22 protein-coding genes are annotated in these 24380 nt (G+C 65.4%); 8 read left to right on the plus strand and 14 right to left on the minus strand.

Going from position 1 to position 24380, the window contains the following annotated elements; all coding sequences use genetic code 11:
• Positions 1 to 142 precede the first annotated feature (142 nt).
• The gene (locus AC1RQP_RS15095) at positions 143 to 736 is read right to left on the minus strand and encodes a DUF4337 domain-containing protein (protein WP_492937535.1); all 594 of its coding nucleotides are present in this window, start codon (positions 734 to 736) and stop codon (positions 143 to 145) included.
• Between the two features lie 83 nt (positions 737 to 819).
• On the minus strand, positions 820 to 1785 hold the full coding sequence (locus AC1RQP_RS15100; protein WP_492937536.1) for a tyrosine recombinase XerC: 966 nt from the start codon (positions 1783 to 1785) through the stop codon (positions 820 to 822).
• A gap of 112 nt (positions 1786 to 1897) precedes the next feature.
• Between AC1RQP_RS15100 and AC1RQP_RS15105 the strand changes: the two genes are divergently transcribed.
• Positions 1898 to 4108, plus strand: a complete 2211-nt coding sequence (locus AC1RQP_RS15105) for a primosomal protein N' (protein ID WP_492937537.1) — start codon at positions 1898 to 1900, stop codon at positions 4106 to 4108.
• A 381-nt stretch (positions 4109 to 4489) separates the two neighbouring features.
• On the opposite strand, the gene AC1RQP_RS15110 is transcribed toward AC1RQP_RS15105, so the two are convergent.
• Positions 4490 to 4990, minus strand: a complete 501-nt coding sequence (locus tag AC1RQP_RS15110) for a septal ring lytic transglycosylase RlpA family protein (RefSeq protein WP_492937538.1) — start codon at positions 4988 to 4990, stop codon at positions 4490 to 4492.
• Between the two features lie 650 nt (positions 4991 to 5640).
• Here AC1RQP_RS15110 and AC1RQP_RS15115 point away from each other — a divergent pair.
• From AC1RQP_RS15115 to AC1RQP_RS15135, 5 genes are all read left to right on the plus strand, one after another.
• Entirely contained in the window at positions 5641 to 6201 is a 561-nt protein-coding gene (locus AC1RQP_RS15115; protein ID WP_131874110.1) for a F0F1 ATP synthase subunit delta, read from the plus strand.
• Positions 6201 to 7730: a F0F1 ATP synthase subunit alpha gene (atpA, locus tag AC1RQP_RS15120; protein WP_239628948.1), complete on the plus strand. Its 1530-nt coding sequence runs from the start codon at positions 6201 to 6203 to the stop codon at positions 7728 to 7730. Before AC1RQP_RS15115 ends, atpA begins: the two co-directional genes overlap by 1 nt.
• Positions 7731 to 7880: 150 nt before the next feature.
• A complete protein-coding gene (locus AC1RQP_RS15125; RefSeq protein WP_061880208.1) occupies positions 7881 to 8753 on the plus strand; it encodes a F0F1 ATP synthase subunit gamma in 873 nt (290 codons plus the stop codon).
• A 177-nt stretch (positions 8754 to 8930) separates the two neighbouring features.
• On the plus strand, positions 8931 to 10364 hold the full coding sequence (gene atpD, locus AC1RQP_RS15130; protein WP_131874106.1) for a F0F1 ATP synthase subunit beta: 1434 nt from the start codon (positions 8931 to 8933) through the stop codon (positions 10362 to 10364).
• 88 nt (positions 10365 to 10452) lie between these two features.
• The gene (locus AC1RQP_RS15135) at positions 10453 to 10860 is read left to right on the plus strand and encodes a F0F1 ATP synthase subunit epsilon (RefSeq protein ID WP_239628949.1); all 408 of its coding nucleotides are present in this window, start codon (positions 10453 to 10455) and stop codon (positions 10858 to 10860) included.
• A 271-nt stretch (positions 10861 to 11131) separates the two neighbouring features.
• Here AC1RQP_RS15135 and AC1RQP_RS15140 read toward each other — a convergent pair whose 3' ends face one another.
• The 10 genes from AC1RQP_RS15140 to proB all read right to left on the minus strand — a co-directional run bounded on the left by AC1RQP_RS15140 (position 11132) and on the right by proB (position 20836).
• Positions 11132 to 11632: an RNA pyrophosphohydrolase gene (locus AC1RQP_RS15140; protein WP_239628951.1), complete on the minus strand. Its 501-nt coding sequence runs from the start codon at positions 11630 to 11632 to the stop codon at positions 11132 to 11134.
• A 102-nt stretch (positions 11633 to 11734) separates the two neighbouring features.
• On the minus strand, positions 11735 to 12241 hold the full coding sequence (locus tag AC1RQP_RS15145) for an RNA pyrophosphohydrolase (protein WP_492937540.1): 507 nt from the start codon (positions 12239 to 12241) through the stop codon (positions 11735 to 11737).
• A gap of 76 nt (positions 12242 to 12317) precedes the next feature.
• Positions 12318 to 13541: a divergent polysaccharide deacetylase family protein gene (locus AC1RQP_RS15150; protein ID WP_492937541.1), complete on the minus strand. Its 1224-nt coding sequence runs from the start codon at positions 13539 to 13541 to the stop codon at positions 12318 to 12320.
• Positions 13542 to 13684: 143 nt separating this feature from the next.
• The gene (locus tag AC1RQP_RS15155; RefSeq protein WP_239628956.1) at positions 13685 to 15043 is read right to left on the minus strand and encodes a S41 family peptidase; all 1359 of its coding nucleotides are present in this window, start codon (positions 15041 to 15043) and stop codon (positions 13685 to 13687) included.
• A complete protein-coding gene (locus AC1RQP_RS15160) occupies positions 15040 to 16365 on the minus strand; it encodes a murein hydrolase activator EnvC family protein (RefSeq protein ID WP_492937542.1) in 1326 nt (441 codons plus the stop codon). Before AC1RQP_RS15160 ends, AC1RQP_RS15155 begins: the two co-directional genes overlap by 4 nt.
• A 34-nt stretch (positions 16366 to 16399) precedes the next feature.
• Positions 16400 to 16882, minus strand: coding sequence for a 23S rRNA (pseudouridine(1915)-N(3))-methyltransferase RlmH (gene rlmH, locus AC1RQP_RS15165; RefSeq protein ID WP_239628960.1), 483 nt, complete (start codon positions 16880 to 16882; stop codon positions 16400 to 16402).
• A gap of 112 nt (positions 16883 to 16994) precedes the next feature.
• Positions 16995 to 17351 (minus strand): ribosome silencing factor, encoded by a 357-nt coding sequence (rsfS, locus tag AC1RQP_RS15170; protein WP_024338888.1) that lies wholly within the window; start codon positions 17349 to 17351, stop codon positions 16995 to 16997.
• Between the two features lie 211 nt (positions 17352 to 17562).
• A complete protein-coding gene (locus tag AC1RQP_RS15175; RefSeq protein WP_239628962.1) occupies positions 17563 to 18207 on the minus strand; it encodes a nicotinate-nucleotide adenylyltransferase in 645 nt (214 codons plus the stop codon).
• A gap of 19 nt (positions 18208 to 18226) precedes the next feature.
• On the minus strand, positions 18227 to 19534 hold the full coding sequence (locus tag AC1RQP_RS15180) for a glutamate-5-semialdehyde dehydrogenase (RefSeq protein WP_239628964.1): 1308 nt from the start codon (positions 19532 to 19534) through the stop codon (positions 18227 to 18229).
• A 180-nt stretch (positions 19535 to 19714) separates the two neighbouring features.
• A complete protein-coding gene (gene proB / locus AC1RQP_RS15185) occupies positions 19715 to 20836 on the minus strand; it encodes a glutamate 5-kinase (protein WP_239628974.1) in 1122 nt (373 codons plus the stop codon).
• A 204-nt stretch (positions 20837 to 21040) separates the two neighbouring features.
• Here proB and AC1RQP_RS15190 point away from each other — a divergent pair, with 204 nt between their 5' ends.
• Both AC1RQP_RS15190 and comJ read left to right on the plus strand, forming a co-directional pair.
• A complete protein-coding gene (locus tag AC1RQP_RS15190; RefSeq protein WP_492937543.1) occupies positions 21041 to 22006 on the plus strand; it encodes a Bug family tripartite tricarboxylate transporter substrate binding protein in 966 nt (321 codons plus the stop codon).
• 16 nt (positions 22007 to 22022) lie between these two features.
• A complete protein-coding gene (gene comJ / locus AC1RQP_RS15195; protein ID WP_126261270.1) occupies positions 22023 to 22526 on the plus strand; it encodes a competence protein ComJ in 504 nt (167 codons plus the stop codon).
• Between the two features lie 181 nt (positions 22527 to 22707).
• On the opposite strand, the gene AC1RQP_RS15200 is transcribed toward comJ, so the two are convergent.
• Positions 22708 to 24342, minus strand: a complete 1635-nt coding sequence (locus AC1RQP_RS15200; RefSeq protein ID WP_492937544.1) for an alkaline phosphatase family protein — start codon at positions 24340 to 24342, stop codon at positions 22708 to 22710.
• Positions 24343 to 24380: the final 38 nt, after the last annotated feature.

Raw genomic sequence — 24380 nt, forward strand, 5'->3', positions numbered from 1 at the left:
GGCCCTCGAAGGGCGACGGCCCGGCTCTCTCTGCGCGGTGGCAGCGGTGGCCGCTCATCCTTCGAGGCTCCCGGCGCGATGCTTTTTGCATCGCGCCACTCGCACCTCAGGATGACGGGATTAATAGCGTCGGCCGTAGCCCTCAATGCAAATGCAACAGATGCGGCCACCACAGGCCGAGCGCGGTCATGATCAGGCCGGCGACCGTCAGCACGCCGCTGACATAGGCCAGCGCGAGCATGCCGGTGATGATGGTGGCCGAGGCCAGCACGATTCCGATCTGGAACGCGGCCGAGGCCAGCTCGAAATGGTGGTATTTCGCGGTCGCCTCGTCGCGCGCATGCTCGGCGTGCTTGGCCTTCTCCGCGAGCTGCTCGGTGCCTTCGCCGGTCTCCGGCTCGGAGCGGTAGCGCTGTGCGGTCTTGGTCCAGTCGTCGATCTGCTTCTGCACGGCCGGCTTCATGGCGGCGTCGTCGGCCAGCGAGCCCAGCGTCAGCTTGCCCTGCTCGGCCGCGGTAATCACCACGGTGCGGCGGATGCTCTTGGCCTGGAAGAATGCCCAGAGATTGGCACCCTCGACGTTCTTGCTGATCGATTCGGTCTGGGCGGCCTTGCCGAGCGTCTCCGAGATCGCCAGGAACAGCGCCAGCACCGCGATCAGCAGCGCGATCTTCTTGTTCGAGCCGGACGCGTGCTCGGCGTGCTCGGCGTGCTCCATGCTTTCGTGTGCGCCCATGATTCCCCTCTTGGTCGGTTCCGCAACGATTGACCGAACCGCGGCTGCCGCGCAAGAGGCACGCGAGCTATGACGAGAGTGTGTCAGCGCCGCGGATGCGCGCTCGCGTACACTTCCAGCAGCCGCTCGGAATCGATGCCGGTGTAGACCTGCGTGGTCGAGAGCGAGGAATGCCCGAGCAATTCCTGGATGGCGCGCAAGTCGCCGCCGCGCGAGAGCAGGTGCGTGGCGAAGGAATGGCGGAGCGCGTGCGGCGTGGCGCTGTCGGGAAGGCCCAGCGCGCCGCGCAACCGCTCCATCGCCAGCTGGATGATGCGCGGGCTCAGGGGGCCGCCGCGCGCGCCGACGAAGATCGGCCCATCCGCCGGCAGCGGATAGGGGCACATCGCGACGTACTCCTGCACCAGCTCCAGCACGTTCTGGAGCACCGGCACCATGCGCGTCTTGTTGCCTTTGCCTGTCACGACCAGCACGTCGCCTTCGCCGGGACGCGGCACCTCGCGGCGCTTCAGGCCGAGCGCCTCGGAGATGCGCAGGCCCGAGCCATACAGCAGCGCCATCACCGCAGCGTCGCGCGCCAGGATCCAGGTCTCGCGGTCCTCGCCGGCGCGCTCGTCGGCGTCGGCAAGCCGTTTGGCCGAGGCCATCGGCAGCGGCTTCGGCAGGCTCTTCGCAACCTTTGGCGCGCGGATTGCGGACAATGCACCGACCTTGCCCTTCCCCTCGCGTTCGAGGAAGCGGCCGAACGAGCGCAGGCCCGCCAGCGCGCGCATCAGGCTGCGGCCGGCAATGTCGTCGGCCCTGCGCATCGCCATGAAGGCGCGGATGTCGGTGGCTTCCAGCGCCGCGAAGCGCGCCAGCGTGACGCGCTCGCCCCAATGATTGCTGAGGAAATCCAGGCACTGCCGCAGGTCGCGGCCATAGGCCTCCAGCGTCTTCGGCGACAGCCGCCGCTCGGCGCCGAGATGCGACAGCCAGCGTGCCATCTCCTGCGCGATCGAGGGATCGGCGCTGGCGAGCTCGATCTGTGGGACGGCCGCTTTGCTCATGCGCTCTGGACGTGGTGATTCCGCACAGTATATCGCATCACACTCGTTTATCGTTCGCTAAGGCCGGCCCGTGGCGCTAGCCTTGAGCACCCCCGGTTCCGATTCTCCCCTCATGGATCATTCGTCGCGCAGCCCGACCGCCCCCGCCAACGCGACCCGCATGGTCGACGTGCTGGTGCCGGTCGCGCTCGACCAGACCTATTCCTACAAGGTGCCGCGCGGGATGGAGTTGAAGGCGGGCGATCTCGTCGGCGTGCCGCTCGGCCCGCGCGAGGTGCTCGCCGTGGTCTGGGGCGAGAACGCCAATCCCGATCCGCGCCTGCACAATCGCCTCAAGGAGGTCAGCGAGAAGCTCGACATCCCGCCGCTCAAGCCCGAGCTGCGCCAGGTGGTCGACTGGGTCGCCAATTACACGCTGAGTCCGCGCGGCATGGTGCTGCGCATGTGCCTGCGCATGGGCGAGAATCTCGGCCCGGAGCGGGTGCGCGCCGGCGTTCGCCTGGTCGGCGATCCCCCCAAGCGCCTGACGCCCGCGCGGCAGCGGTTGATCGCGGTGCTGTCCGACCGGCTGCTGCACGGCAAGTCCGAGGCGGCCAAGGAAGCGGGCGTCTCCTCAGGCGTGATCGACGGCCTCGTCGACGAAGGCACGCTCACGGTCGAGCCGATGCCGCCGCCTCCGCCCCCTCCCGCGCCCGATCCCGATTTCGGCCGGCCGGATTTTTCGCCGCTGCAGCGTGCCGGCGTGGATGCGATGCGCGCGCTCGCGGCCAACGGCACCTTCCATGTCGCGCTGCTCGACGGCGTCACCGGCTCGGGCAAGACCGAGGTGTATTTCGAAGCCGTCGCGGAAACCATCCGCCGTGGAAAACAGTCGCTGATCCTGATGCCGGAGATCGCGCTGACTGGCCAGTTCCTCGACCGCTTCGCGCAGCGCTTTGGCGTGCGGCCGATCGAATGGCATTCTGAATTGACGCCGCGCACCCGCGCACGCAATTGGGCGGCGATCTCCGCTGGCACCGCGCCGGTCGTGGTCGGCGCGCGCTCGGCGCTGTTCCTGCCCTATGCCAATCTCGGCCTCATCGTCGTCGATGAAGAGCACGACCAGGCCTACAAGCAGGACGACGGCGTGCACTACCACGCCCGCGACATGGCGGTGGTGCGCGCACACATCGCCAGGATTCCGGTCGTGCTGGCTTCCGCGACGCCTTCGGTGGAGTCCGAGGTCAATGCGCGCAAGAGCCGCTACCAGCGCATCGCGCTGCCCTCGCGCTTCGGCGGCCAGCACATGCCGCATATCGAGGCGATCGATCTGCGGCGCGAGCCGCCCGCGCGCGGCCGCTTCATCTCGCCGCGGCTTGCCGGCGAGATCAGAATCGCGATCGAGCGGCGCGAGCAGGCGCTGCTGTTCCTCAACCGCCGCGGCTATGCGCCGCTGACCTTGTGCCGTGCCTGCGGCCATCGCTTCGCCTGCACCATCTGCGATGCATGGCTGGTCGATCATCGCTTCCGCCAGCGCCTCGTCTGTCACCATTGCGGCTTCTCGATGCCGCGTCCGCACATCTGCCCGAACTGTTCCGCCGAGGAATCGCTGGTCGCGGTCGGTCCCGGCGTCGAGCGCCTGCAGGAGGAGGCGGCCGCGCTGTTCCCGGAAGCGCGCACCATGGTGCTGTCCAGCGATCTCATCACCTCGATCGAGACGATGCGCTCGGAGCTCGCCGAGATCGCGGAGGGCCGCGTCGACGTCATCATCGGCACGCAGCTCGTGGCGAAGGGCCACAATTTCCCGCGGCTCAATCTGGTCGGCGTGGTCGATGCGGATCTTGGCCTCAGCAACGGCGATCCGCGCGCGGCGGAGCGCACCTGGCAATTGCTCAATCAGGTGATCGGCCGCGCCGGACGCGAGCAGGGTCGCGGCGTCGGCTATCTCCAGACCCACCAGCCCGATCATCCCGTGATGAAGGCGCTGATCGCCTGCGACCGCGAGGCCTTCTACGACAGCGAGATCGAGCTGCGCGAGAAGACGCTCTATCCGCCGTTCGGCCGGCTCGCGAGCCTGATCATCTCGGCAGGCGACCGTCCGAGCGCGGAAGGTTTCGGCCGCAAGCTCGTCGCGCTGGCGCCGCGCGATGAACGCGTGGTGGTGCTGGGGCCGGCGGAAGCGCCGCTCGCCGTCATCAAGGGCCGCTACCGCTTCCGCATCCTGGTGAAATCGGCGCGCGGTTTCGATCTGTCGGACTATCTGCGCCGCTGGCTCGCGGTGTGCCCGAAGGCGACGGGCAATCTCAAGCTCGAAGTGGACGTCGATCCGCAGAGCTTCTTGTAGCGACACTCTCTCTCCCGCGTCATTGCGAGGAGCTCTTGCGACGAAGCAATCCAGAGTCTCTCGGCGGAAAGATTCTGGATTGCTTCGCTGCGCTCGCAATGACGGTGAGAGAGTGGTGCGCAAATCTCTCCTCGCGTGCCCCGGACGCGGCGCAGCGCCCTTCAGCGCTGCGCTGCAGAGCCGGGGCCCATGTCGCTGAGGAGCTCGCGGCTCCTGGGTCCCGGCTCTGCGCAGCAACGCGCGCGCGTTGCTGCTTGTCCGGGACACGCGCCGAGCCCCAATAAAAAAAGCCCGCGGTCCCCCAAGACCACGGGCTTGTCTCACGCGCGCAGCAAACTGATGGAAACTGCGCGTGTGAGGAGAGGCGCTTGAGGTGCCCCGTTAGGAGACGACTTCCGCGGTGACGCGGCCGACGCCGGCGCCGGTGAGGCCGATGGCGCGGGCAGCGCCCGTGGAGAGGTCGAGGACACGGCCGCGAATGAACGGGCCGCGGTCATTGATGGTGACGACCACGCTCTGGCCGCGATGGGTGACACGCAGCTTGGTGCCGAACGGCAGCGAACGGTGCGCCGCAGTCATGGCGTTCTGGTTGAAGCGCTGGCCCGACGCCGTCCGGCTGCCGGACTCGTTGCCGTAAAAGGAAGCCACGCCGGAGAAGCTGCGGCCCGTGCCGGAGGTCGGCGTCATCGACGCATTGGCGTTGCGCCAATCGGAGGTCGCGTTGGTGTCGGTCTGGGCGTGGTGGCGGTGATGATGATGCCGGTGATGCCGGGATTTGGCGGAAGCTTCGGTGGCGGTTCCACCGACGAGAAGGGTTGCGGCGACGAAAGCGATCGCCGTACGCGGCCGGGTCACAAAGCCCAGCGTCTTCAAAGACAGCATTTACTGGTCCCTAAGCTAGTATTGCCACATATGTGGCTAGTGGAGCCCCCATCAGTTTGTGAGCGGTTTGGCGTTTCGATTCCCAATGAGGCGTGAATTGGGCAGTAAATTGGGTATGTTTCGTCATGAAACATCTTGTTACCGTTGTACGATAATCAGAGGATGTTCCGTAATCTTTGGCTTTAACGATTCATTAACCTCATGATTACTTCTAAATACTGTAAATCGAAGTGATCGTTTCGATTGTTCAGAATTCGGTAAGTATTCGGCCAGTGGAACCGGCGGCGTCGGAATCACGCCTCAGTGATCCGTGTTCATGGCCGCTATGCGCTGGGGGCAGGAACCAACCGCCGGGAGGCTTCCGGCAATTTCCGCGATGCGGGAGGTCGTCGGTCCGGACGCGCCAGCGCCGCCCTCGCGGCGTCGTTCGCTGCGACGAACTGGCGAGAGAACCTCGTGCCTTTAATTTGGCGTCATGTTGCACCTGCGCGCCTGCTATGTTAGCAAAGCCGCGATTTTAACGAGCCCGGCACCTCCCGTGCTGGTCGAAAATCGAAGTCCCGCTTGAATTCCAAGGGCTTGGATCGCTAGGCGCCGCTTCGTGGCGACGGTTTTTCCCTTGCGAGTTTGACAGCAAAAAGAGCGCGTCTGTGGCTGCAGAAGATACGTCCGTTTCTGGTGTGTCCGGCCGTTATGCAACGGCCTTGTTTGAACTGGCCCGCGACCAGAAAGTGGTCGACGAGGTCAAAGCCGATCTCGACAAATTCGATGCCTTGCTGAACGAAAGCGCGGATCTCAAGCGCCTCGTCCGCAGCCCGGTGTTCGCGGCCGACGCCCAGTCCCGGGCCCTCTCGGCCGTGCTGGCCAAGGCCGGCATCGCCGGCATCTCCGCCAACTTCCTCAAGGTGCTGACCGCCAACCGCCGCCTGTTCGTGGTGGCCGACGTCATCCGCGGCTACCGCGCCCTCGTCGCCAAGTTCAAGGGTGAGACGACGGCCGACGTCACCGTGGCGGAAGCGCTCTCGGACAAGAATCTCGATGCCCTCAAGGTTGCCCTGAAGTCGGTGACCGGCAAGGACGTCGCGCTGAACGTGAAAGTCGATCCCTCGATCATTGGTGGCCTCGTCGTCAAGCTGGGCAGCCGCATGGTGGATGGTTCGCTTCGCACCAAACTCAATTCGATCAAGCACGCGATGAAAGAGGCAGGCTGATGGACATCCGCGCCGCGGAAATTTCCGCGATCCTCAAGGACCAGATCAAGAATTTCGGCCAGGAAGCTGAAGTCTCCGAAGTCGGACAGGTGCTGTCCGTCGGCGACGGTATCGCCCGCGTCTACGGTCTGGACAACGTCCAGGCCGGTGAAATGGTCGAGTTCGAGAACGGCACCCGCGGCATGGCGCTGAACCTCGAAACCGACAACGTCGGCGTCGTTATCTTCGGTGCCGACCGCGAGATCAAGGAAGGCCAGACCGTCAAGCGCACCCGCGCCATCGTGGACGCGCCCGTCGGCAAGGGGCTGCTCGGCCGCGTCGTCGATGCGCTCGGCAACCCGATCGACGGCAAGGGTCCGATCCAGGCCGAGAAGCGTATGCGCGTCGACGTCAAGGCGCCCGGCATCATTCCGCGCAAGTCGGTGAGCGAGCCGATGGCGACCGGCCTCAAGGCGATCGACGCCCTGATCCCGATCGGCCGCGGCCAGCGCGAGCTGATCATCGGCGACCGCCAGACCGGCAAGACCGCGATCGCGCTCGACACCATCCTGAACCAGAAGCCGCTCAACGCGCAGCCCGACGAGAACATCAAGCTGTACTGCGTCTACGTCGCCGTCGGCCAGAAGCGTTCGACCGTCGCCCAGTTCGTGAAGGTGCTGGAAGAGCAGGGCGCGCTCGAATATTCGATCGTCGTCGCCGCCACCGCCTCCGATCCGGCGCCGATGCAGTACATCGCGCCGTTCACCGGCTGCACCATGGGCGAGTACTTCCGCGACAACGGCATGCACGCGGTCATCATCTATGACGACCTCTCCAAGCAGGCCGTCGCCTACCGCCAGATGTCGCTGCTGCTGCGCCGTCCGCCGGGCCGCGAAGCCTATCCGGGCGACGTGTTCTATCTGCACTCCCGCCTGCTCGAGCGCGCGGCGAAGCTGAACAAGGACCAGGGCTCGGGCTCGCTGACGGCGCTGCCGATCATCGAAACCCAGGCCAACGACGTGTCCGCCTACATCCCGACCAACGTCATCTCGATCACCGACGGCCAGATCTTCCTGGAAACCGACCTGTTCTTCCAGGGCATCCGTCCTGCCGTGAACGTCGGTCTGTCGGTGTCGCGCGTCGGCTCGTCGGCGCAGACCAAGGCCACCAAGAAGGTCGCCGGCAAGATCAAGGGCGAGCTCGCGCAGTACCGCGAAATGGCGGCGTTCGCGCAATTCGGCTCCGACCTCGACGCCTCGACCCAGCGCCTGCTCAACCGCGGTTCGCGCCTGACCGAGCTGCTGAAGCAGCCGCAGTTCTCGCCGCTGAAGATGGAAGAGCAGGTCTGCGTGATCTGGGCCGGCACCAACGGCTATCTCGATCCGCTCCCGCTCAACAAGGTGCGCGCGTTCGAGGACGGCCTGCTCTCGCTGCTGCGCGGCAAGCACGTCGAGATCCTCAACTCGATCCGCGACACCCGCGACCTCACCGACGACACCGCTGCCAAGCTGAAGTCGGTTGTCGAGGGCTTTGCGAAGTCATTCGCTTAAGAAACAACCGTCATGGCCGGGCTTGTCCCGGCCATCCACGTCTATTGGCGTGCAAGACGGGACGTGGATGCCCGGGACGAGCCCGGGCATGACGACTGGGATAGGCTAGTGGCTTGGCCGTAATGGTCGAACCGCCGGGGTGAACGAAGAATGGCGTCACTTAAAGACATGCGCGTCCGCATCGCCTCCACCAAGGCGACGCAAAAGATCACCAAGGCCATGCAGATGGTCGCAGCCTCGAAGCTGCGCCGTGCGCAGACCGCCGCGGAAGCGGCGCGTCCCTATGCCGACAAGATGAGCGCGGTGATCTCCAACATCGCCAGCGCCGCCGCGGGCTCGCCCGGCGCGCCGGTTCTGCTGGCCGGCACCGGCAGGGATCAGGTGCACCTGCTGCTGGTCTGCACCGGCGAGCGCGGCCTGTCCGGCGCCTTCAACTCCTCGATCGTGCGCCTGGCGCGCGAGCGCGCCCTGGCGCTGATGGCGCAGGGCAAGGACGTGAAGTTCTTCTGCGTCGGCCGCAAGGGCTACGAGCAGCTGCGCCGCCAGTTCGACAAGCAGATCGTCGAGCATCTCGATCTGCGCAGCGTTCGCCAGCTCGGCTTCGTCAACGCCGAGGACATCGCCAAGAAGGTCCTGGCCCGCTTCGAGGCCGGCGAGTTCGACGTCTGCACGCTGTTCTATTCGCGCTTCAAATCGGTGATCGCACAGATCCCGACCGCCCAGCAGGTGATCCCGCTGGTCGTCGAGGAGAGCGCTGCTGCCAGCACCACGTCCTACGAATACGAGCCGGAAGAGGATGAGATCCTCACCCGCCTTCTGCCGCGCAATCTCGCGGTCCAGATCTTCCGCGCGCTGCTCGAGAACAACGCCTCGTTCTACGGTGCGCAGATGAGCGCGATGGACAACGCGACGCGCAACGCTGGTGAAATGATCCGCAAGCAGACGCTGGTCTACAACCGCACGCGTCAGGCGCAGATCACCAAGGAACTGATCGAAATCATCTCGGGCGCCGAGGCCGTCTGATCAAGGCGCGTCGGTACCCATCATACGCAACATCCCGGTCAAGCTGACCGTGGTCTAACGAGCATGATCCGGAAAAGTGGGAACCGGTTTTCCGCAAGATCATGCTCAAAAAGTAAACTAGCTCACGATCCGATCTGATCGGATCATGAGCTGAATTCGGATCGAAGGAGACATTCAATGGCAGCCCAGGTCGGTCGCGTCACCCAGGTCATCGGCGCCGTCGTCGACGTGCAGTTCGAAGGCCACCTCCCGGCCATTCTCAACTCGCTCGAGACCAAGAACGGCGGCAACCGCCTGGTGCTCGAAGTCGCCCAGCATCTCGGTGAATCCACGGTGCGCACGATCGCGATGGACACCACCGAGGGTCTGGTCCGCGGCCAGGAAGTGACCGACACCGGCGCGCCGATCCGCGTTCCCGTGGGCGAGGGCACGCTCGGCCGCATCATCAACGTCATCGGCGAGCCGATCGACGAAGCCGGCCCGGTCAAGTCGGAAGGCCTGCGCGCCATCCACCAGGAAGCACCGAGCTACACCGACCAGTCGACCGAAGCCGAAATTCTCGTCACCGGCATCAAGGTCGTCGACCTCCTCGCGCCCTACGCCAAGGGCGGCAAGATCGGCCTGTTCGGCGGCGCCGGCGTCGGCAAGACCGTGCTGATTCAGGAGCTGATCAACAACGTCGCGAAGGCGCATGGTGGTTATTCCGTGTTCGCCGGTGTCGGCGAGCGTACCCGCGAAGGCAACGATCTCTATCACGAGTTTATCGAGTCCAAGGTCAACGCCGATCCGAAGAATCCGGATCCGAGCGTGAAGTCGAAATGCGCGCTGGTGTTCGGCCAGATGAACGAGCCGCCGGGCGCCCGTGCCCGCGTCGCGCTCACCGGCCTCACCATCGCGGAAGATTTCCGCGACAAGGGCCAGGACGTGCTGTTCTTCGTCGACAACATCTTCCGCTTCACCCAGGCCGGCTCGGAAGTGTCGGCGCTGCTCGGCCGTATCCCGAGCGCCGTGGGTTATCAGCCGACGCTTGCCACCGACATGGGCGCGCTGCAGGAGCGCATCACCACCACGCAGAAGGGTTCGATCACCTCGGTGCAGGCCATCTACGTTCCGGCCGACGACTTGACCGACCCGGCGCCCGCGACCTCGTTCGCGCATCTTGACGCGACCACCACGCTGTCGCGCTCGATCGCCGAAAAGGGCATCTACCCGGCGGTGGACCCGCTCGACTCGACCTCGCGCATGCTCTCCCCGCTGGTCGTCGGCGAGGAGCACTACGCGGTCGCCCGTCAGGTCCAGCAGGTGCTGCAGCGCTACAAGGCGCTCCAGGACATCATCGCCATTCTCGGCATGGACGAACTCTCGGAAGAGGACAAGCTGACGGTGGCCCGCGCCCGCAAGGTCGAGCGCTTCATGTCGCAGCCGTTCCACGTCGCCGAGATCTTCACGGGATCGCCGGGCAAGTTCGTCGAGCTCGCCGACACCATCAAGGGCTTCAAGGGCCTGGTCGAAGGCAAGTACGATCACCTGCCGGAAGCCGCTTTCTACATGGTCGGCACCATTGAAGAAGCCGTCGAGAAGGGCAAGAAGCTCGCCGCTGAAGCGGCTTAAGAGGCGAATGGCGAATGGGGAGTAGCGAATAGTCCGCTGCTCCCGACCGCCCACTCGCTATTCGCCACTCGCTATTCGCAGGTTTCCCATGGCCACCTTCCACTTCGATCTCGTCTCTCCGGAAAAGCTCGCCTTCTCGGGCGAGGTCGATCAGGTCGACATCCCCGGCGTCGAGGGTGATTTCGGCGTGCTGGCCGGACATGCGCCGGTCGTGGCCGCGATCCGTCCGGGTATTCTCACCATCACCAGCGGCGGCAGGCACGAGAAGATCATCGTGCTCGGCGGCATCGCCGAGGTCTCCGACAAGGGGCTGACCGTGCTCGCCGACGTCGCGACGTCGCTGGCCGAGCTCGACCGTGCGCAGCTCGCCGAGACGATCGCGGAGATGGAAGAGGGACTGAAGGAGCACGAAGGCGGCGAGCTCGATCACGCCATCGAGCGGCTCGACCACTTCAAGAGCATCCAGCAGCAGCTCAGCTCCACGGCTATGCACTAAGCCCCGGGGCACCGCTCCGGGGCTCAAGCCTGCAAATCCCGAACAGGTTCAGCGCTCGTCACGACCGTGGCGGGCGCTGAGACTTTATTGCGGGATCGCTGGAGCTGCCGCCGATTTTATCGCGAGGTGTCAAACACTTCGCTACTGTGCATGGGGTTGTTTTCGCAGTTTTGGAGCATGATCCGGAAAAGTGTGCAGCGGTTTTCCGAAAAGATCATGCTCAAACAATAACCTAAAGCGCGATGACGATTGTTCCTAATCGCATCGCGCTTTAGCTTGCGAAGGCTGCAAACTCTCTCGCCACCGCCCGGTAGACCTCACGTCGGAATGGCACCACGAGATCGGCGACACGGTCGAGGCGCTCCCAGCGCCAGGCGTCGAACTCGGCGGGCTGGCCGTTGCGCGGTGTCAGCGGATCGATCTCGTCATCGCGGCCGGTGAAGCGCAGCGCGAACCATTTCTGGCGCTGGCCTCGGAATTTCGCCAGCCGGTGCGTCTGCGGCCCGTCGTAAGGCGGGAATTCGTAGGTGAGCCAGTCGGTCTCGCCGAGAAAGTCGGCGCTCACGACATTGGTCTCCTCCCAGAGCTCGCGCATCGCCGCATCGCGCAGATCCTCGCCCTCGTCGACGCCGCCCTGCGGCATCTGCCAGTCGAGCCCCGGCAGGACGATCTCCGGCCCGTCGCCCTTGAAGCGGTGGCCGATCAGCACACGGCCGTCGGCATTGAACAGGGCGATGCCCACGTTGGGGCGGTAGGGCTTTTCATTGGTCACGCGCGGATCCCTTGCCGTCATTCCGGGGCGATGCGAAGCATCGAACCCGGAATCTCGAGGCTCCGGGTTCGATACTTCGTATCGCCCCGGAGCGACAGTGGATCATTCATCCGCCAGCGCAGAAAATTCCTTCACCACGCGCTCATAGACCGGGCGCTTGAAGGGGATGATCAACTCAGGCAGATTCTTCATCGATTCCCAGCGCCAGCTCACGAACTCCGCCTTGTGGCCGCCACCGCCGGGCTTCTCGACGTTGATCTCGCTGTCCTTGCCGGTGAACCGCACCGCGTACCATTTCTGGCGCTGGCCGCGGTAGCGGCCCTTCCAGGCGCGCCCCGCAACCGTGCGCGGAATGTCGTAAGTGAGCCAGTCCGGGACTTCGCCGAGCAGCTCGACCGAGCGCACGCTGGTCTCCTCGTAGAGCTCGCGCTTGGCGGCTTCCCAGGTGTCCTCGCCGGGGTCGACGCCACCCTGCGGCATCTGCCAGACATGGGTGTCGTCGACATGCTCGATGCCGCCGGCGCGGCGGCCGATGAACACCAGTCCCTTTGGATTGAGCAGCATCACACCGACGCAGGTCCGGTAGGGCAGATCCTCGTAACGCGCCATTCCGCCAGACCTCTCGCATGCCTCAGGTCCGGCTTGATGCGGCCCCGCGGGAGCCGTGCCGTACCAATTCGTTGATTTAGCTGGATTTTGATTTCAGCATCGCGGTTGTCAATGGCACCAAAAGGATACCTCGGTCGCCCAATGTCTTGGTCCAGGCGCCGATGCGCTCGATCGAGACGGGCAGGGCCGAGGCCGTGCCGACAGCGATGCCGCGTTCTCGTGCGGTCGATTCGAGCTTGTTCAGAGCGCGGTCGATCTCGGTCGGCGTCGGCACCACGTCGATGGCGATGTCGCCCTTGCCGAACGGCATGGCCTGGTTCGCCGCGGCCTGGGGCGCGATGCTGCGCGGCGAGGAGCCGTCGTCGAAGAAGCCGAGGCCGCGCTTGGCGGCCTCGCGGATGATCTGCTGCATCGCCGGCTCGGTCGCGATGAATCGCGCGCCCATGAAATTGGTGAGGCCGGCATAGCCCTGCATCCGGCTCAGGTGCCAATAGAGACGGTCCATGTTCTGGTCGGGGCTGAGCGAGGTCAGCAGCGTTTGCGGTCCCGGATCGTTGTCGGGGAAGTCATAGGGCTCCATCGGGATCTGGAGGAAGATCTCGTGGCGCTGCGCGCGGGCGCGCTCGGCGAGCTTGCCGGGGTCGGAGCCATAGGGCGTGAAGGCCAGCGTCACCGCCGCCGGCAGCTTCATGATCGCGTCGGTGGTCTTGGCGGCGCCGACGCCGAGGCCGCCGATCACGATCGCCACCACCGGCATCTTGGCGGCCTTGGCGCGGTCGGCGTCCGCCGCATAGACGTCGAACGGCTTCAGCCCGTCAGCGGCCACCGGGATCATGCCGTAGCGCGATTTCTCCAAGAGCTTCGGATTGATCCCGGCCATGACGGGCGGCGGGGCGGATGCTGCCTCGCCCTTGTCGGCGGCATCGCCACCGCCGATCACCACGTCGTGGCGGGCGCCGGTCGAGCCGTCGATCATGGTGATGGTCTTCTGCTCACCGGGGGCGGCCTGCTTCGGCGCCTCCTTGGTCTCGTGCTTGCCCTCCGGCTTGCTCTCCGAGCCGTGGCCGGAGGCCGCCGGCTTCTCGTCCGTGGCATCGGGAGCGCGGATCGCGATCCGGGTCATCGGCTCGCCGCCGAGCGGATCCTTGTTGAAGATGGCGAAGCCGGCAAAGGTGAGGAGGAAAAGTCCGAGCAGGACGGCAAGCAGCTGCATGGCCGTGAACGGCAGCCGCAGCCGGCGTTTCCGGCGCGGCTTGTCCTGTCCGAGCGGCGCGCTCAGATCATCGGCCGTTTCAGTCATGCGAGATCCCGAATCACTCCAGCCGACGATACCATGCCGAGGTCAAGCGGCGGCAGGCCGGGATAGGCCGGGGGATCGGACTTGCAAGCAAAAGGGCGGCTCCAGGAGCCGCCCTTTTCGTCAGATCGCGGAAATGCGAGGACTCAGTTCGCCGCTTTGGGCTTGTCGGTCGTGGCCTTGTTGTCGCCCGGCGTGGGGGCGGCGGAGGCGCTGTTCTTGATGCCGTGGAGCAGGTCGCCGGCGAGCTTGAGCGCCTTGTCGTCCTTGGCATCCGGCGGGACGTAGGACTGCGAGCCGGTCTTCTCGTCGCCGTCGTTCTTCAGATGGCCGCGCAGCGAAGCCTCGCCCTTGGTGTCGGTGCGCGACTTCAGCTCGTCCGGCACGTCCTGCAGCACCTCGATGTCGGGCACGATGCCCTTGGCCTGGATCGACTTGCCCGACGGCGTGTAGTAGCGGGCGGTGGTCAACCGCAGCGCGCCGTTGCCGCTTCCGAGCGGAATGATGGTCTGCACCGAACCCTTGCCGAACGAGCGCGTGCCGACGATCGTCGCACGCTTGTGGTCCTGCAGCGCGCCGGCGACGATTTCCGACGCCGAGGCCGAGCCGCCATTGACCAGCACGATGACCGGCTTGCCCTTGGTCAGGTCGCCCGCATGCGCGGTGCGGCGCTGGGTCTCCTCGGCATTGCGGCCGCGGGTCGACACGATCTCGCCCTTCTCAAGGAACGAGTCGGAGACGGTGACCGCCTCCTCGAGCAGGCCGCCCGGATTGTTGCGGAGGTCGATGATGAAGCCCTTGAGCTTGTCGCCGCCGATCTGGTTCGTGAGGTTGCCGATCTCCCGCTTGAGGCCTTCGGTGGTCTGCTCGTTGAAGGTGGTGATGCGGATATAGGCGATGTCGTCCTGCTCGATGCGCGCGCGCACGGAGCGGACGCGGATGTTGTCGCGCACCAGCGTGACGTCGATCGGATTGTCCTGACCCTTGCGGATGATCTTGAGCTTGATCTTGGTGTTGACCGGGCCGCGCATCTTCTCGACCGCCTGGTTCAGGGTCAGGCCCTGCACCGCCTCGTCGTCGAGATTGGTGATGATATCGTTGGCCATGACGCCTGCGCGCGAGGCCGGTGTGTCGTCGATCGGCGAGACCACCTTGATCAGGCCGTCTTCCATCGTGACCTCGATGCCGAGGCCGCCGAACTCACCGCGGGTCTGCACCTGCATGTCGCGGAAGCTCTTGGCGTCCATGTAGCTCGAATGCGGATCGAGGCCGGTGAGCATGCCGCTGATGGCGGATTCGATCAGCTTGGTGTCATCGGGCTTCTCGACATAATCGGAGCGCACGCGCTCGAAGACGTCGCCGAACAGATTGAGCTGGCGATAGGTGTCCGCGGTGGCGGCTCGCGCGCTTGAGCCCATGAACACCGCGCGGGGCTGGGTCACGAACAGCGTCAGCGCTGCACCGGTGGCGGCGCTGAGGAGGATTACTGAAGTCTTGCGCATCATCCGCGAACCTTCTCGCCTTCACTTGCGGCCCACCATGGGCCTGGATCGATTGGAGTGCCGTCTTTACGGAACTCGACATACAGCACAGGTTGACTCGCGTTCGTGGCGAGAATGGAGGCGACTTGAGAGGTCGACCCCATGGTCGCGACCGGCTCCCCCGTGAGCACAAACTGTCCGATGTTGACCGAAATGCGCTCCATCCCGGCGATCAGGACATGATACCCGCCACCGGCGTTGAGGATCAAGAGTTGTCCATAGCTGCGGAACGGCCCGGCATAGACCACCCAGCCATCACACGGCGTCGTGACCTGGGAGCCGGGCTTGGTGGCCAGCGAAATCCCCTTCTGGACCCCGCCAACCCCGTCGGAACCGCCAAAGTCCCTGATCTTGTTACCGTTAACCGGCAGAGGCAGGAGTCCCTTGGCGGAAGCGAAGGAGATCGCCGGGGTGGTGCGGGACTTGTCCTTGAAGGCGCCCGGGCCCGACTTGGCGCTGGCGGCCGCTTTCGCCTCGGCCTGCCTTGCGGCCTCCGCGGCCTTCTCGGCAGCCTTGGCGGCGCTTTGCAGGTCCTGCTCCATCTTGGCGATCAGCCCCTGGAGATCGCCGACCTGCCTTGAAAGCGCGATGGCGCGCGAACTCTCGGCGTCCAGGTCCTTTTCGCGCGCCGCCTGCTGTCGCTGCCGCTCGTCGACCAAGGCGGCGAGCCGGGTCTGGTCGTTGCGGACCCTGTCGCGGTCAGAGGCGAGCTGGTCGCGCTCGGTGGCGATGGTCTTGCGCAAGGCCACGAGCTCGCCGAGCTCGGCCGCGATCTTCTCGGCGCGGCCGCGCAATTCCGGCACGACGGCGCCGAGCAGCATCGCCGTACGCAGTGATTGCAGCGCATCTTCGGGCCGCACCAGCAGCGCCGGAGGTGTGCGCCGGCCGGCGCGCTGCAAGGCCGCGAGCACTTCGACGATGTCGGCACGGCGCGAATCGAGCGAAGCACGCATCTGCTGCTCGCGGCCGTTCAGCGCGCGCAGCCGCGCTTCGGCCTCGTCGATCTTGGTCTCCACGGTGCGCACATTGGCGGCGGTCTCGATCAGCTGCTGATTGAGCTGGGTGCGGTCCTGGCCGAGCGCGGTGATCTCGGCCTTGAGCTTGGCCTGCGCTTCCTCCGCGCTCTTCTGCCTGGCGCGCGCGGCTTCCAGCTCCTGCTCGCGCTGCTTGATCGCGTCGGGCGAGATGGCTGCGGTCTGCGGCGCCGGTGTTGCCGTCTGGGCTTGCGCCAGGCTTGCGCCGGCGACGTTGGCGATCAGCAGCAGGTTGAGAATCGGCGCTCGCATCGCTTCTCGGCAAAAGTGCTCGTTGTGGCGCGCATCACGCGCGGTGATAGGGATGGCCGGCCAGAATGGTGGCGGCCCGATAAAGCTGTTCCAGAAGCATGACGCGGACCATTTGGTGCGGCCAGGTCGCAGAGCCGAACGCGATCGCGAGCTTGGCCTTACGGCGCAATTCGGGCGAAAGTCCGTCCGCCCCTCCGATCACGAAAATAGTATGTCCGGCGCCTTCGTCGCGCCAGCGCCCGAGATGCCGTGCGAACACGGTGGACTCGAGATTCTGGCCGCGCTCGTCCAGCGCCACCAGGATGGATCTTTCCGGAATATGCGCCGAGATCGCCGCAGCCTCCTCGGCCATCCGGGTGGCGGTATCGCGCGCGCGGCTCTCGGGAATTTCGTGGATGCTGAGCTCGCGGAATCCAAGCTTGCGGCCGGCCTCGTCGAACCGCTCGAAATAGCGGTCCGCAAGCTCCCGCTCGGGGCCCTGCTTCAGCCGGCCCACCGCAATGACAGCAACACGCATGATATCTTCAGGGTCTGATATCGTCAGGGTCGTGTTTCAAGACCGCGCGCCATAAGCGCGCGCACACGACGCTAGCATGCGCGTCAGCCGATTCGAAATCGGCTCGATGAGCCTAGATCGCCTTCGCCGCCCCCGGGCCCTGGGTGTACAATCTCTCGAGATTGTAGAACTCGCGGACCTCGGGTCTGAACACGTGCACGATCACGTCGCCGGAATCGATCAGCACCCAGTCGCAATTGGGCAAGCCCTCGACATGGATGTTCTTGATGCCGTTTTCCTTGAGGCTCTTGGTGACGTTTTCCGCGATCGCGCCGACGTGCCGGTTCACCCGGCCGGTGGTCACGATCATGTAGTCGGAGTACGCCGATTTGCCGCGAAGGTCGATGGTGACCGTCTCTTCCGCCTTCATGTCCTCGAGGCGGGAGAGGATCAGGCTCAGCGTCTTGTCGGCGTCGGGTTGCGCCTTCAAGGCCGCAGCTTTGGTCGATGTTTTACGCGTAGGCTTGGCAACCTTGGGTAAAACAGGCTTCGTCGAAGCTGACTTGGACAATACAGATGTGGTCAGGGACCATTCCTTTCACTGTATCGCGAACGCGAATCCGGCGCTCACTGGTTACACTACATCATGTGGGGTTAAGGGTTTCAATATGCCAGAGAGCCTCCAGCCCGCACACTTCGTCTCACTTCGTACCTTTCCAGCTTCCGTCCGGGTTCCGCAGGCCCGTCGAGGAGAGGTTCAGCTTCAATCCGGTCAGGAACACCCAGGCGGGCGCCGGCCGATCCGCAAGTCCTGCCGCCTTCGTCTCGGGCAGGCGGTAGCGCGATAGCGCCTGGGCGGCGGGGGAGGCGAGGGCACGAAAACTCTGCGGCGGGCGATCGATGATGGCCATCGGCACCTGGGCGGCGATGCGCCGCCAGTCCTGCCAACGGTGGAATTGAGCGAGATTGTCGGCGCCCATGATCCAGACAAAGCGCAGGCCGGGGAAGCGGCGGCGCAAGGTGTTGATCGTGTCGATAGTGTAGCGCGTACGGATGACGGATTCGAGACAGCTCACCTCGATGCGCGGATCATCAGCGACGTCGCGCGCGGCCTGCATGCGCGCGCCGAGCTCGTGCAGCGTGCCGTTCTCCTTCAGCGGATTGCCGGGCGTGACCAGCCACCACACGCGATCGAGCTTCAATCGCTTCAGCGCAAACTGGCTGATGGCGCGATGCGCCTGATGCGGCGGATTGAAGGAGCCGCCGAGCAGGCCGATGCGCATGCCCGGCGTGTGGGGCGGGACCGCTTGCGCCGGGGAACGCGGCACGACGAAATTGTTGCTCAATGCCCGCGCCTCGCGATGTCTACGGCCGGGTCTGCCCGGTGCCGTGGACGCGATATTTGAAGCTCGTCAACTGCTCGGCGCCGACCGGACCGCGGGCGTGGAACCGGCCGGTGGCAATCCCGATCTCGGCGCCGAAACCGAACTCGCCGCCGTCGGCGAACTGCGTCGAGGCGTTGTGCAGCACGATCGCGGAATCGACCTCGCTCAGGAACTTCTTCGCGGCAGCCTCGTCCGCGCTCACGATCGCGTCGGTGTGATGCGAGCCGTGGCTCTGGATGTGCGCGATCGCGCCGTCGACGCCGTCGACCACCTTCGCCGCGATGATCGCGTCGAGATATTCGGTGTCCCAATCGTCTTCGCTGGCGGGCTTGACCCGTGCATCGATGTTCTGCACGGCGTCGTCGCCGCGCACCTCGCAGCCGGCATCGAGCAGCATCTCGACCAGCGGCTTCAGGTTCTTGCCGGCAGCGGCGCGATCGACCAGCAGCGTCTCGGCCGCGCCGCAGACGCCGGTGCGTCGCATCTTGGCATTGAGCACGATCGACTTCGCCATTGCGAGGTCGGCGCTGCCATCGACATAGACGTGGTTGACGCCTTCGAGATGCGCGAACACCGGCACGCGCGCTTCCTGCTCGACGCGCGCGACGAGGCTCTTGCCGCCGCGCGGCACGATCACGTCGATCGCACCGTTCAGGCCTGACAGCATCATGCCGACCGCGGCGCGGTCGCGCGTCGGGACCAGCGTGATCGCGGCTTCGGGAAGGCCCGCTTCGCGCAGGCCCTGCACCAGGCACTCATGAATGGCACGGCAGGAGCGAAAACTGTCGGAGCCGCCGCGCAGGATCACGGCATTGCCGGACTTCAGGCACAGCACGCCGGCGTCCGCCGCCACGTTCGGCCGGCTCTCGAAGATCACGCCGACGACGCCGAGCGGCACGCGCACGCGCTCGATGGTCATGCCGTTCGGCCGCTGCCAGCTCTCGGTGACGACGCCGATGGGATCGGCGATGCCGCGGACGATGGCGATACCTTCGGCCATGCCCTCGATCCGCGCCGGCGTCAGCGTCAGGCGGTCGATGAAGGAAGCGGTCATGTTGCCGGAGGCACGGGCTTCTGCGACGTCCTCGGCGTTGGCGGCGAGAATCGCAGCAGAGCTTGCGCGGATCGCCCGCTCCATGGCCTCAAGCGCCCGGTTCTTCTGCTCCGGCGGCGCCAGCGCCAGCACGCGCGCGGCAGCGCGGGCTCGGGCGGCGAGATCGGACATCAGCGCCAAGAGATCGCCAGCTCGATCGGCATTGCCGTCAACGGCTTTGAGGGGGGCGGCCATGGGGTTCAACCTTCTGCTAAGGCGGTGTCCTAGCACGGAAATCCCGCTTTTGCGAAGGGTCGGGAGGGTATGGCTGGTCTCCCGACGTCATTCCGGGGCGGTGCGTGAGCACCGAGCCCGGAATCTCGAGATTCCGGGTCTGGTCCTGCGGACCATCCCGGAATGACGGCGCAAAGGGATCTACCCGCCCACCACGAGATCGTCGCGGTGGATCATCTCCGACCTGCCGCTGATGCCGAGGATGCTCATCACGTCCGGGGAGGAGCGGCCCTTGATCCGCTCGGCGACCTCGGCGTCATAGGCGATCAGGCCACGGCCGACCTCGCTGGTATCGGGGCCGCGGACGATGACGGCATCGCCGCGGGCGAACTGGCCCTCCACCTTGATCACGCCGGCCGGCAACAGGCTGGCGCCGGCGCGGAGCGCCGTCACGGCGCCGGCATCGATCGTCAGCGTGCCCTTCGGCTCCAGCGTGCCTGCGATCCAGCGCTTTCGCGAGGTGATGGGGTTGGCCGGCGTCAGGAACCAGGTGCAGCGGCCGCCATTGGCGATCGCCTGCAGGGGATGCTCGATCTTGCCGGAGGCGATCAGCATGTGGGTGCCGCCCGTCGTGGCGATCTTGGCCGCCTCGACCTTGGTGCGCATGCCGCCGCGCGACAGCTCGGACTCGGCGTCGCCCGCCACCGCCTCGATCTCCGAGGAGATGCTCTCGACCACGGGTATGAGCTTTGCGTCCGGGTTGTTCTTCGGCGGGGCGTCGTAGAGCCCGTCGATGTCGGACAGCAGCACGAGCAGGTCGGCGCTCGCCATGGTGGCGACGCGCGCGGCGAGGCGGTCATTGTCGCCGTAGCGGATTTCGTTGGTGGCCACCGTGTCGTTCTCGTTGATCACGGGGATGGCGCGCCATTCCAGCAGCTTGCCGATGGTGGAGCGGGCGTTGAGATAGCGGCGGCGCTCTTCGGTGTCCTGCAGCGTCACCAGGATCTGGCCGGCGCCGATGCCGTGCGCCCCCAGCACCTCGGACCAGATCCGCGCCAGCGCGATCTGGCCGACCGCGGCAGCGGCCTGGCTCTCCTCCAGCTTCAACGGACCGCGCGGCAGCTTGAGGCGGCTGCGGCCGAGCGCGATCGAGCCGGAGGAGACGACGAGGACGTCGCGTCCTTCGTTGTGCAGCTTGGCCATGTCGTCCGCGAGCGCGGCGAGCCAGGACGCGCGTACCTCGCCCTTGTCGGAATCCACCAGCAGTGCGGAGCCGACCTTGACGACGATACGGCGGAATTGACTGAGTTCGGGGCTGGCCATGTGTGTATGTGCTGGCGCGTGTGACGAATTGCTCTGCATCGGAAGCGGCGGAGCGAAAGAGCGGCGCCGGTGAGGCCTGCTTTTGCAGCAGGACGATGGCCGGCGCAAGGCGGGCGAGATGGTAAACGGCCAACGTCGGCCTTGTCTTGGACGCCAACCCGGTTCTAATGCCGGCAACCAAAAACGGGGTTGGAGAGGAAACGTATGGATCGCCGCAAATTCATGACCGGATGCCTCGGCCTGCCGCTCCTCGCGCATGCGGGTGGAGCGCAGGCGCAGGCCGGGCTGAGCAAGATCATCTTCCCGTTCGCAGCGGGAGCCGGCGGCGATACGCTGTGCCGGCTGATCGCGCAGGAGATGGCCCCGGTGCTGCAACGGACCATCGTGGTCGAGAACCGCACCGGCGGCGACGGCCTGATCGGCATCAAGGCGGTGAAGGGCGCAAGCCCCGACGGCAGCATGGTGCTGGTGACGACCGGCCCCACCATGTACCTGCTGCCGATGGTGGAGACGACACCGAGCTTCGACACGGCCAGGGACTTCATGCCGGTGTCGCTGCTGGCGCGGTTCGAATTCGCCGTCGTGATCGGCCCGGGGATCGACGTCCCGGATTTCAAGAGCTTTGTCGCCTGGCTGAAGGCGCATCCCGACAAGACGTCGTTTGGCGTGCCGAGCAACGGCACCATCCCTCATTTCACGGGCTCCAAGCTCGAGAAGGATCTCGGCATTCCCCTGACCCGCGTGCCCTATCGCGGCAGCGCACCCATCCTCAACGACCTCGTCGGTGGCCATATCTCGTTCGGCATCACGACATTGGCCGACGCGCTGCCGCAGCATCGCGCCAAGGGCGTGAAGATCGTCGCGGTGGCGAGCGCCGAGCGCTCGCCGTTCGCGCCCGACGTTCCGACTCTGAAGGAGAACGGCATCGATCTCGTCGCGGACGCCTGGTACGGGATGTGGCTTCCCGCCGGCAGCCCGCCGGAGTTTGCCGGCAAGCTCGGCGCAGCCGCGAGCGCGGCGCTGGCCAAGCCCGAGGTGAAGGAGAAGCTGACGGCGATCGGGATGATCCCGGTCGGGTCGACGCCGGAAGGATTGACGAAGGAGCTCGCCGCAAACACGGCGTTCTGGCAGCCGATCGTGAAGGCGACGGGCTACAAGATCGAGAATTGAATCTGTTTGGTCGACAATGACAGAGCGGTTACTCGGCGCGGCGCGCGTGTTTGCGAGCAATTATCAGATCGTCGTGTGCGACGATCCATTCAGGTCCCTTGAGAGCGAGGAGAACTGGGACGCGGAGAAAACCAGGCAAGGTTTTGCCGGCGTGCCGGCGTTTCGAATGATTGGCACCGAAGCCGATCTCAACGACCATTGGGTTGAGCTGGTGTCGAGTGACGGGCCGCCTTCATCGGATGAGTGGCAGCGGATCACGTGCGTGCATTTCAGTTGCGGGAGCGGGCATATTCACGTCATGTCGGTGATCGACACCGATCCTCCAATTTCTGCGGATATCGAGCGGGGTGACTACGCAGTCTACGTGGCTGGGCAAAATCTCGGAGTTGACCAGTCGAGCCTCGGTGAGACGGCCAAACTCTCGGACGCTGAAATCGCCGAGCGAAAGGATATGGAGTGGTACCGGCTCTTTCTGGTGCCAGGTAAGCCGAAATTTGAAGGCCGTTTGGTCGACCGTTAGTCGGCAGCATTTGCGCGGTCGTCGCTGGGCTTGATGCCTAGAGAGAGCGGCGCGCTCTCTCTATCCCCTCATCCTGAGGAGCGCGCTTTTGCGCGCGTCTCGAAGGATGAAAGGCCCCGCTGCTGCGGCTCGGCCTGCATGGTTCGAGACGGCGCTGTCGCGCCTCCTCACCATGAGGGTCTTATAGTTTCGCGCGCTGCGCGATGCCGTCCTTGATCGCCGCGAGCTCTTTCTCGTCCCAGATGCCGATCAGGATCCCGCCCTTCACCTGGAGCTGGTTGTCCGCATAGGCCGCGATCTTCTCGCGCGGCGTCGTGATGTGGCCGTTCGGATGCAGCGCCCAGTCGAACAGCTCGGCCTGGAGGCGCGCGATGATGCCCGCGCATTCCGGATCGTCGCCGCGATCGACGTATTCCTGAGGATCGGTTTCCAGGTCGTACAGCATCGGGCGGAAGCCGGAGGCGTGAATGTATTTCCAGCGGCCGTCGAACACCATGAACAGGCGGCAGCGTTCGATCGGCTGGTTCAGCTTCAGCCGCACGTCCTGCATGGCGTAGTCGTATTCGGAGAATGCCACCTTGCGCCAGTCCGGTGGTGTGGCGCCGCGCAGCAGCGGGAGCAGCGAACGTCCTTCGAGGATGTGGCCCGGCACCTTGCCGCCGAAATAATCGACGAAGGTCGGCGCGAGATCGATCGCCTCGACCAGCGCGTCGCTGCGCGTGCCCCGCGTGGCGTCGGCCTCCTTCGAGGGATCGATGATGATGAGCGGGATCTTCGCTGACTGCTCGTGGAACAGATCCTTCTCCCCCATCCAGTGATCGCCGAGATAATCGCCGTGATCGGAGGTGAACACGATCATGGTGGTGTCCAAGAGGCCTCGGTCCTCCAGAAACTTCATCAGCACGCCCATCTGGTCGTCGATCTGCGTGATCAGGCCCATATAGGTCGGAATCACCTTTTCGCGGGCATCGTCGCGCGCCATGTTGCGGGAATAGCGCATGTCCATATAGGCGCCGAACACGGGATGCGGATTCTGGCGCTCGCGCTCGGAGCGGATCACCGGAATCATGTCGTCGGTCGAATACATGCTCGCATAGGGCTCGGGCGCGATATAGGGCCAGTGCGGCTTGATGTAGGACAGGTGCAGGCACCACGGCCGGCCGTCGGTCTCGGCCTCGGTGATGAAGTCCATCGCGCGCCGCGTCATGTAGGGCGTCTCGGAATGCTCGTCCGGCAAACGCGCGGCCTTGTCGGCATGCACCAGCAGCCAGCCGTTCTGCAGGGAGCCATCGTCGGCTGCGCCTGAATTGGCCCAATGCTCCCAGGGATTGGTCGCCTCAAAGCCCTGCTGGCGCAGATAGTCATCGTATTTCGGTCGCGGCCGCCCCGTGGGATGCAGGCCGTCGTCGCGCTCGTAAGGCTCGAACCCACATTCGGCGACGTGCACGCCGATGATCGATTCCGGCGGGATGCCGAGCGCCTTCATGCCCTCGAGGTCCGGCGCCATATGGGTCTTGCCGACCAGCACGTTGCGCACGCCGATCTTCTTGAGGTGATCGCCGAGCGTAGGCTCGCCGACGCGCAAGGGCCAGCCGTTCCAGTGCGAGCCGTGCGAGCGCATGTAGCGGCCGGTATAGAACGACATCCGCGACGGCCCGCAGATCGGCGATTGCACATAGGCCTTGCTGAACAGCACGCCGCGCTTCGCCATCGCGTCGATGTTCGGTGTCTTCAGCGTGGGATGGCCGGTGCAGCCGAGATAATCATAGCGAAGCTGGTCGCACATGATCCAGAGAACGTTCTTCGCGCGCGCCATGCCTTGCCCTTTCCGCACATTCGTCGTTTGATGCTGCG

This window comes from Bradyrhizobium sp. GW821-FHT13H06, from assembly GCF_058803975.1.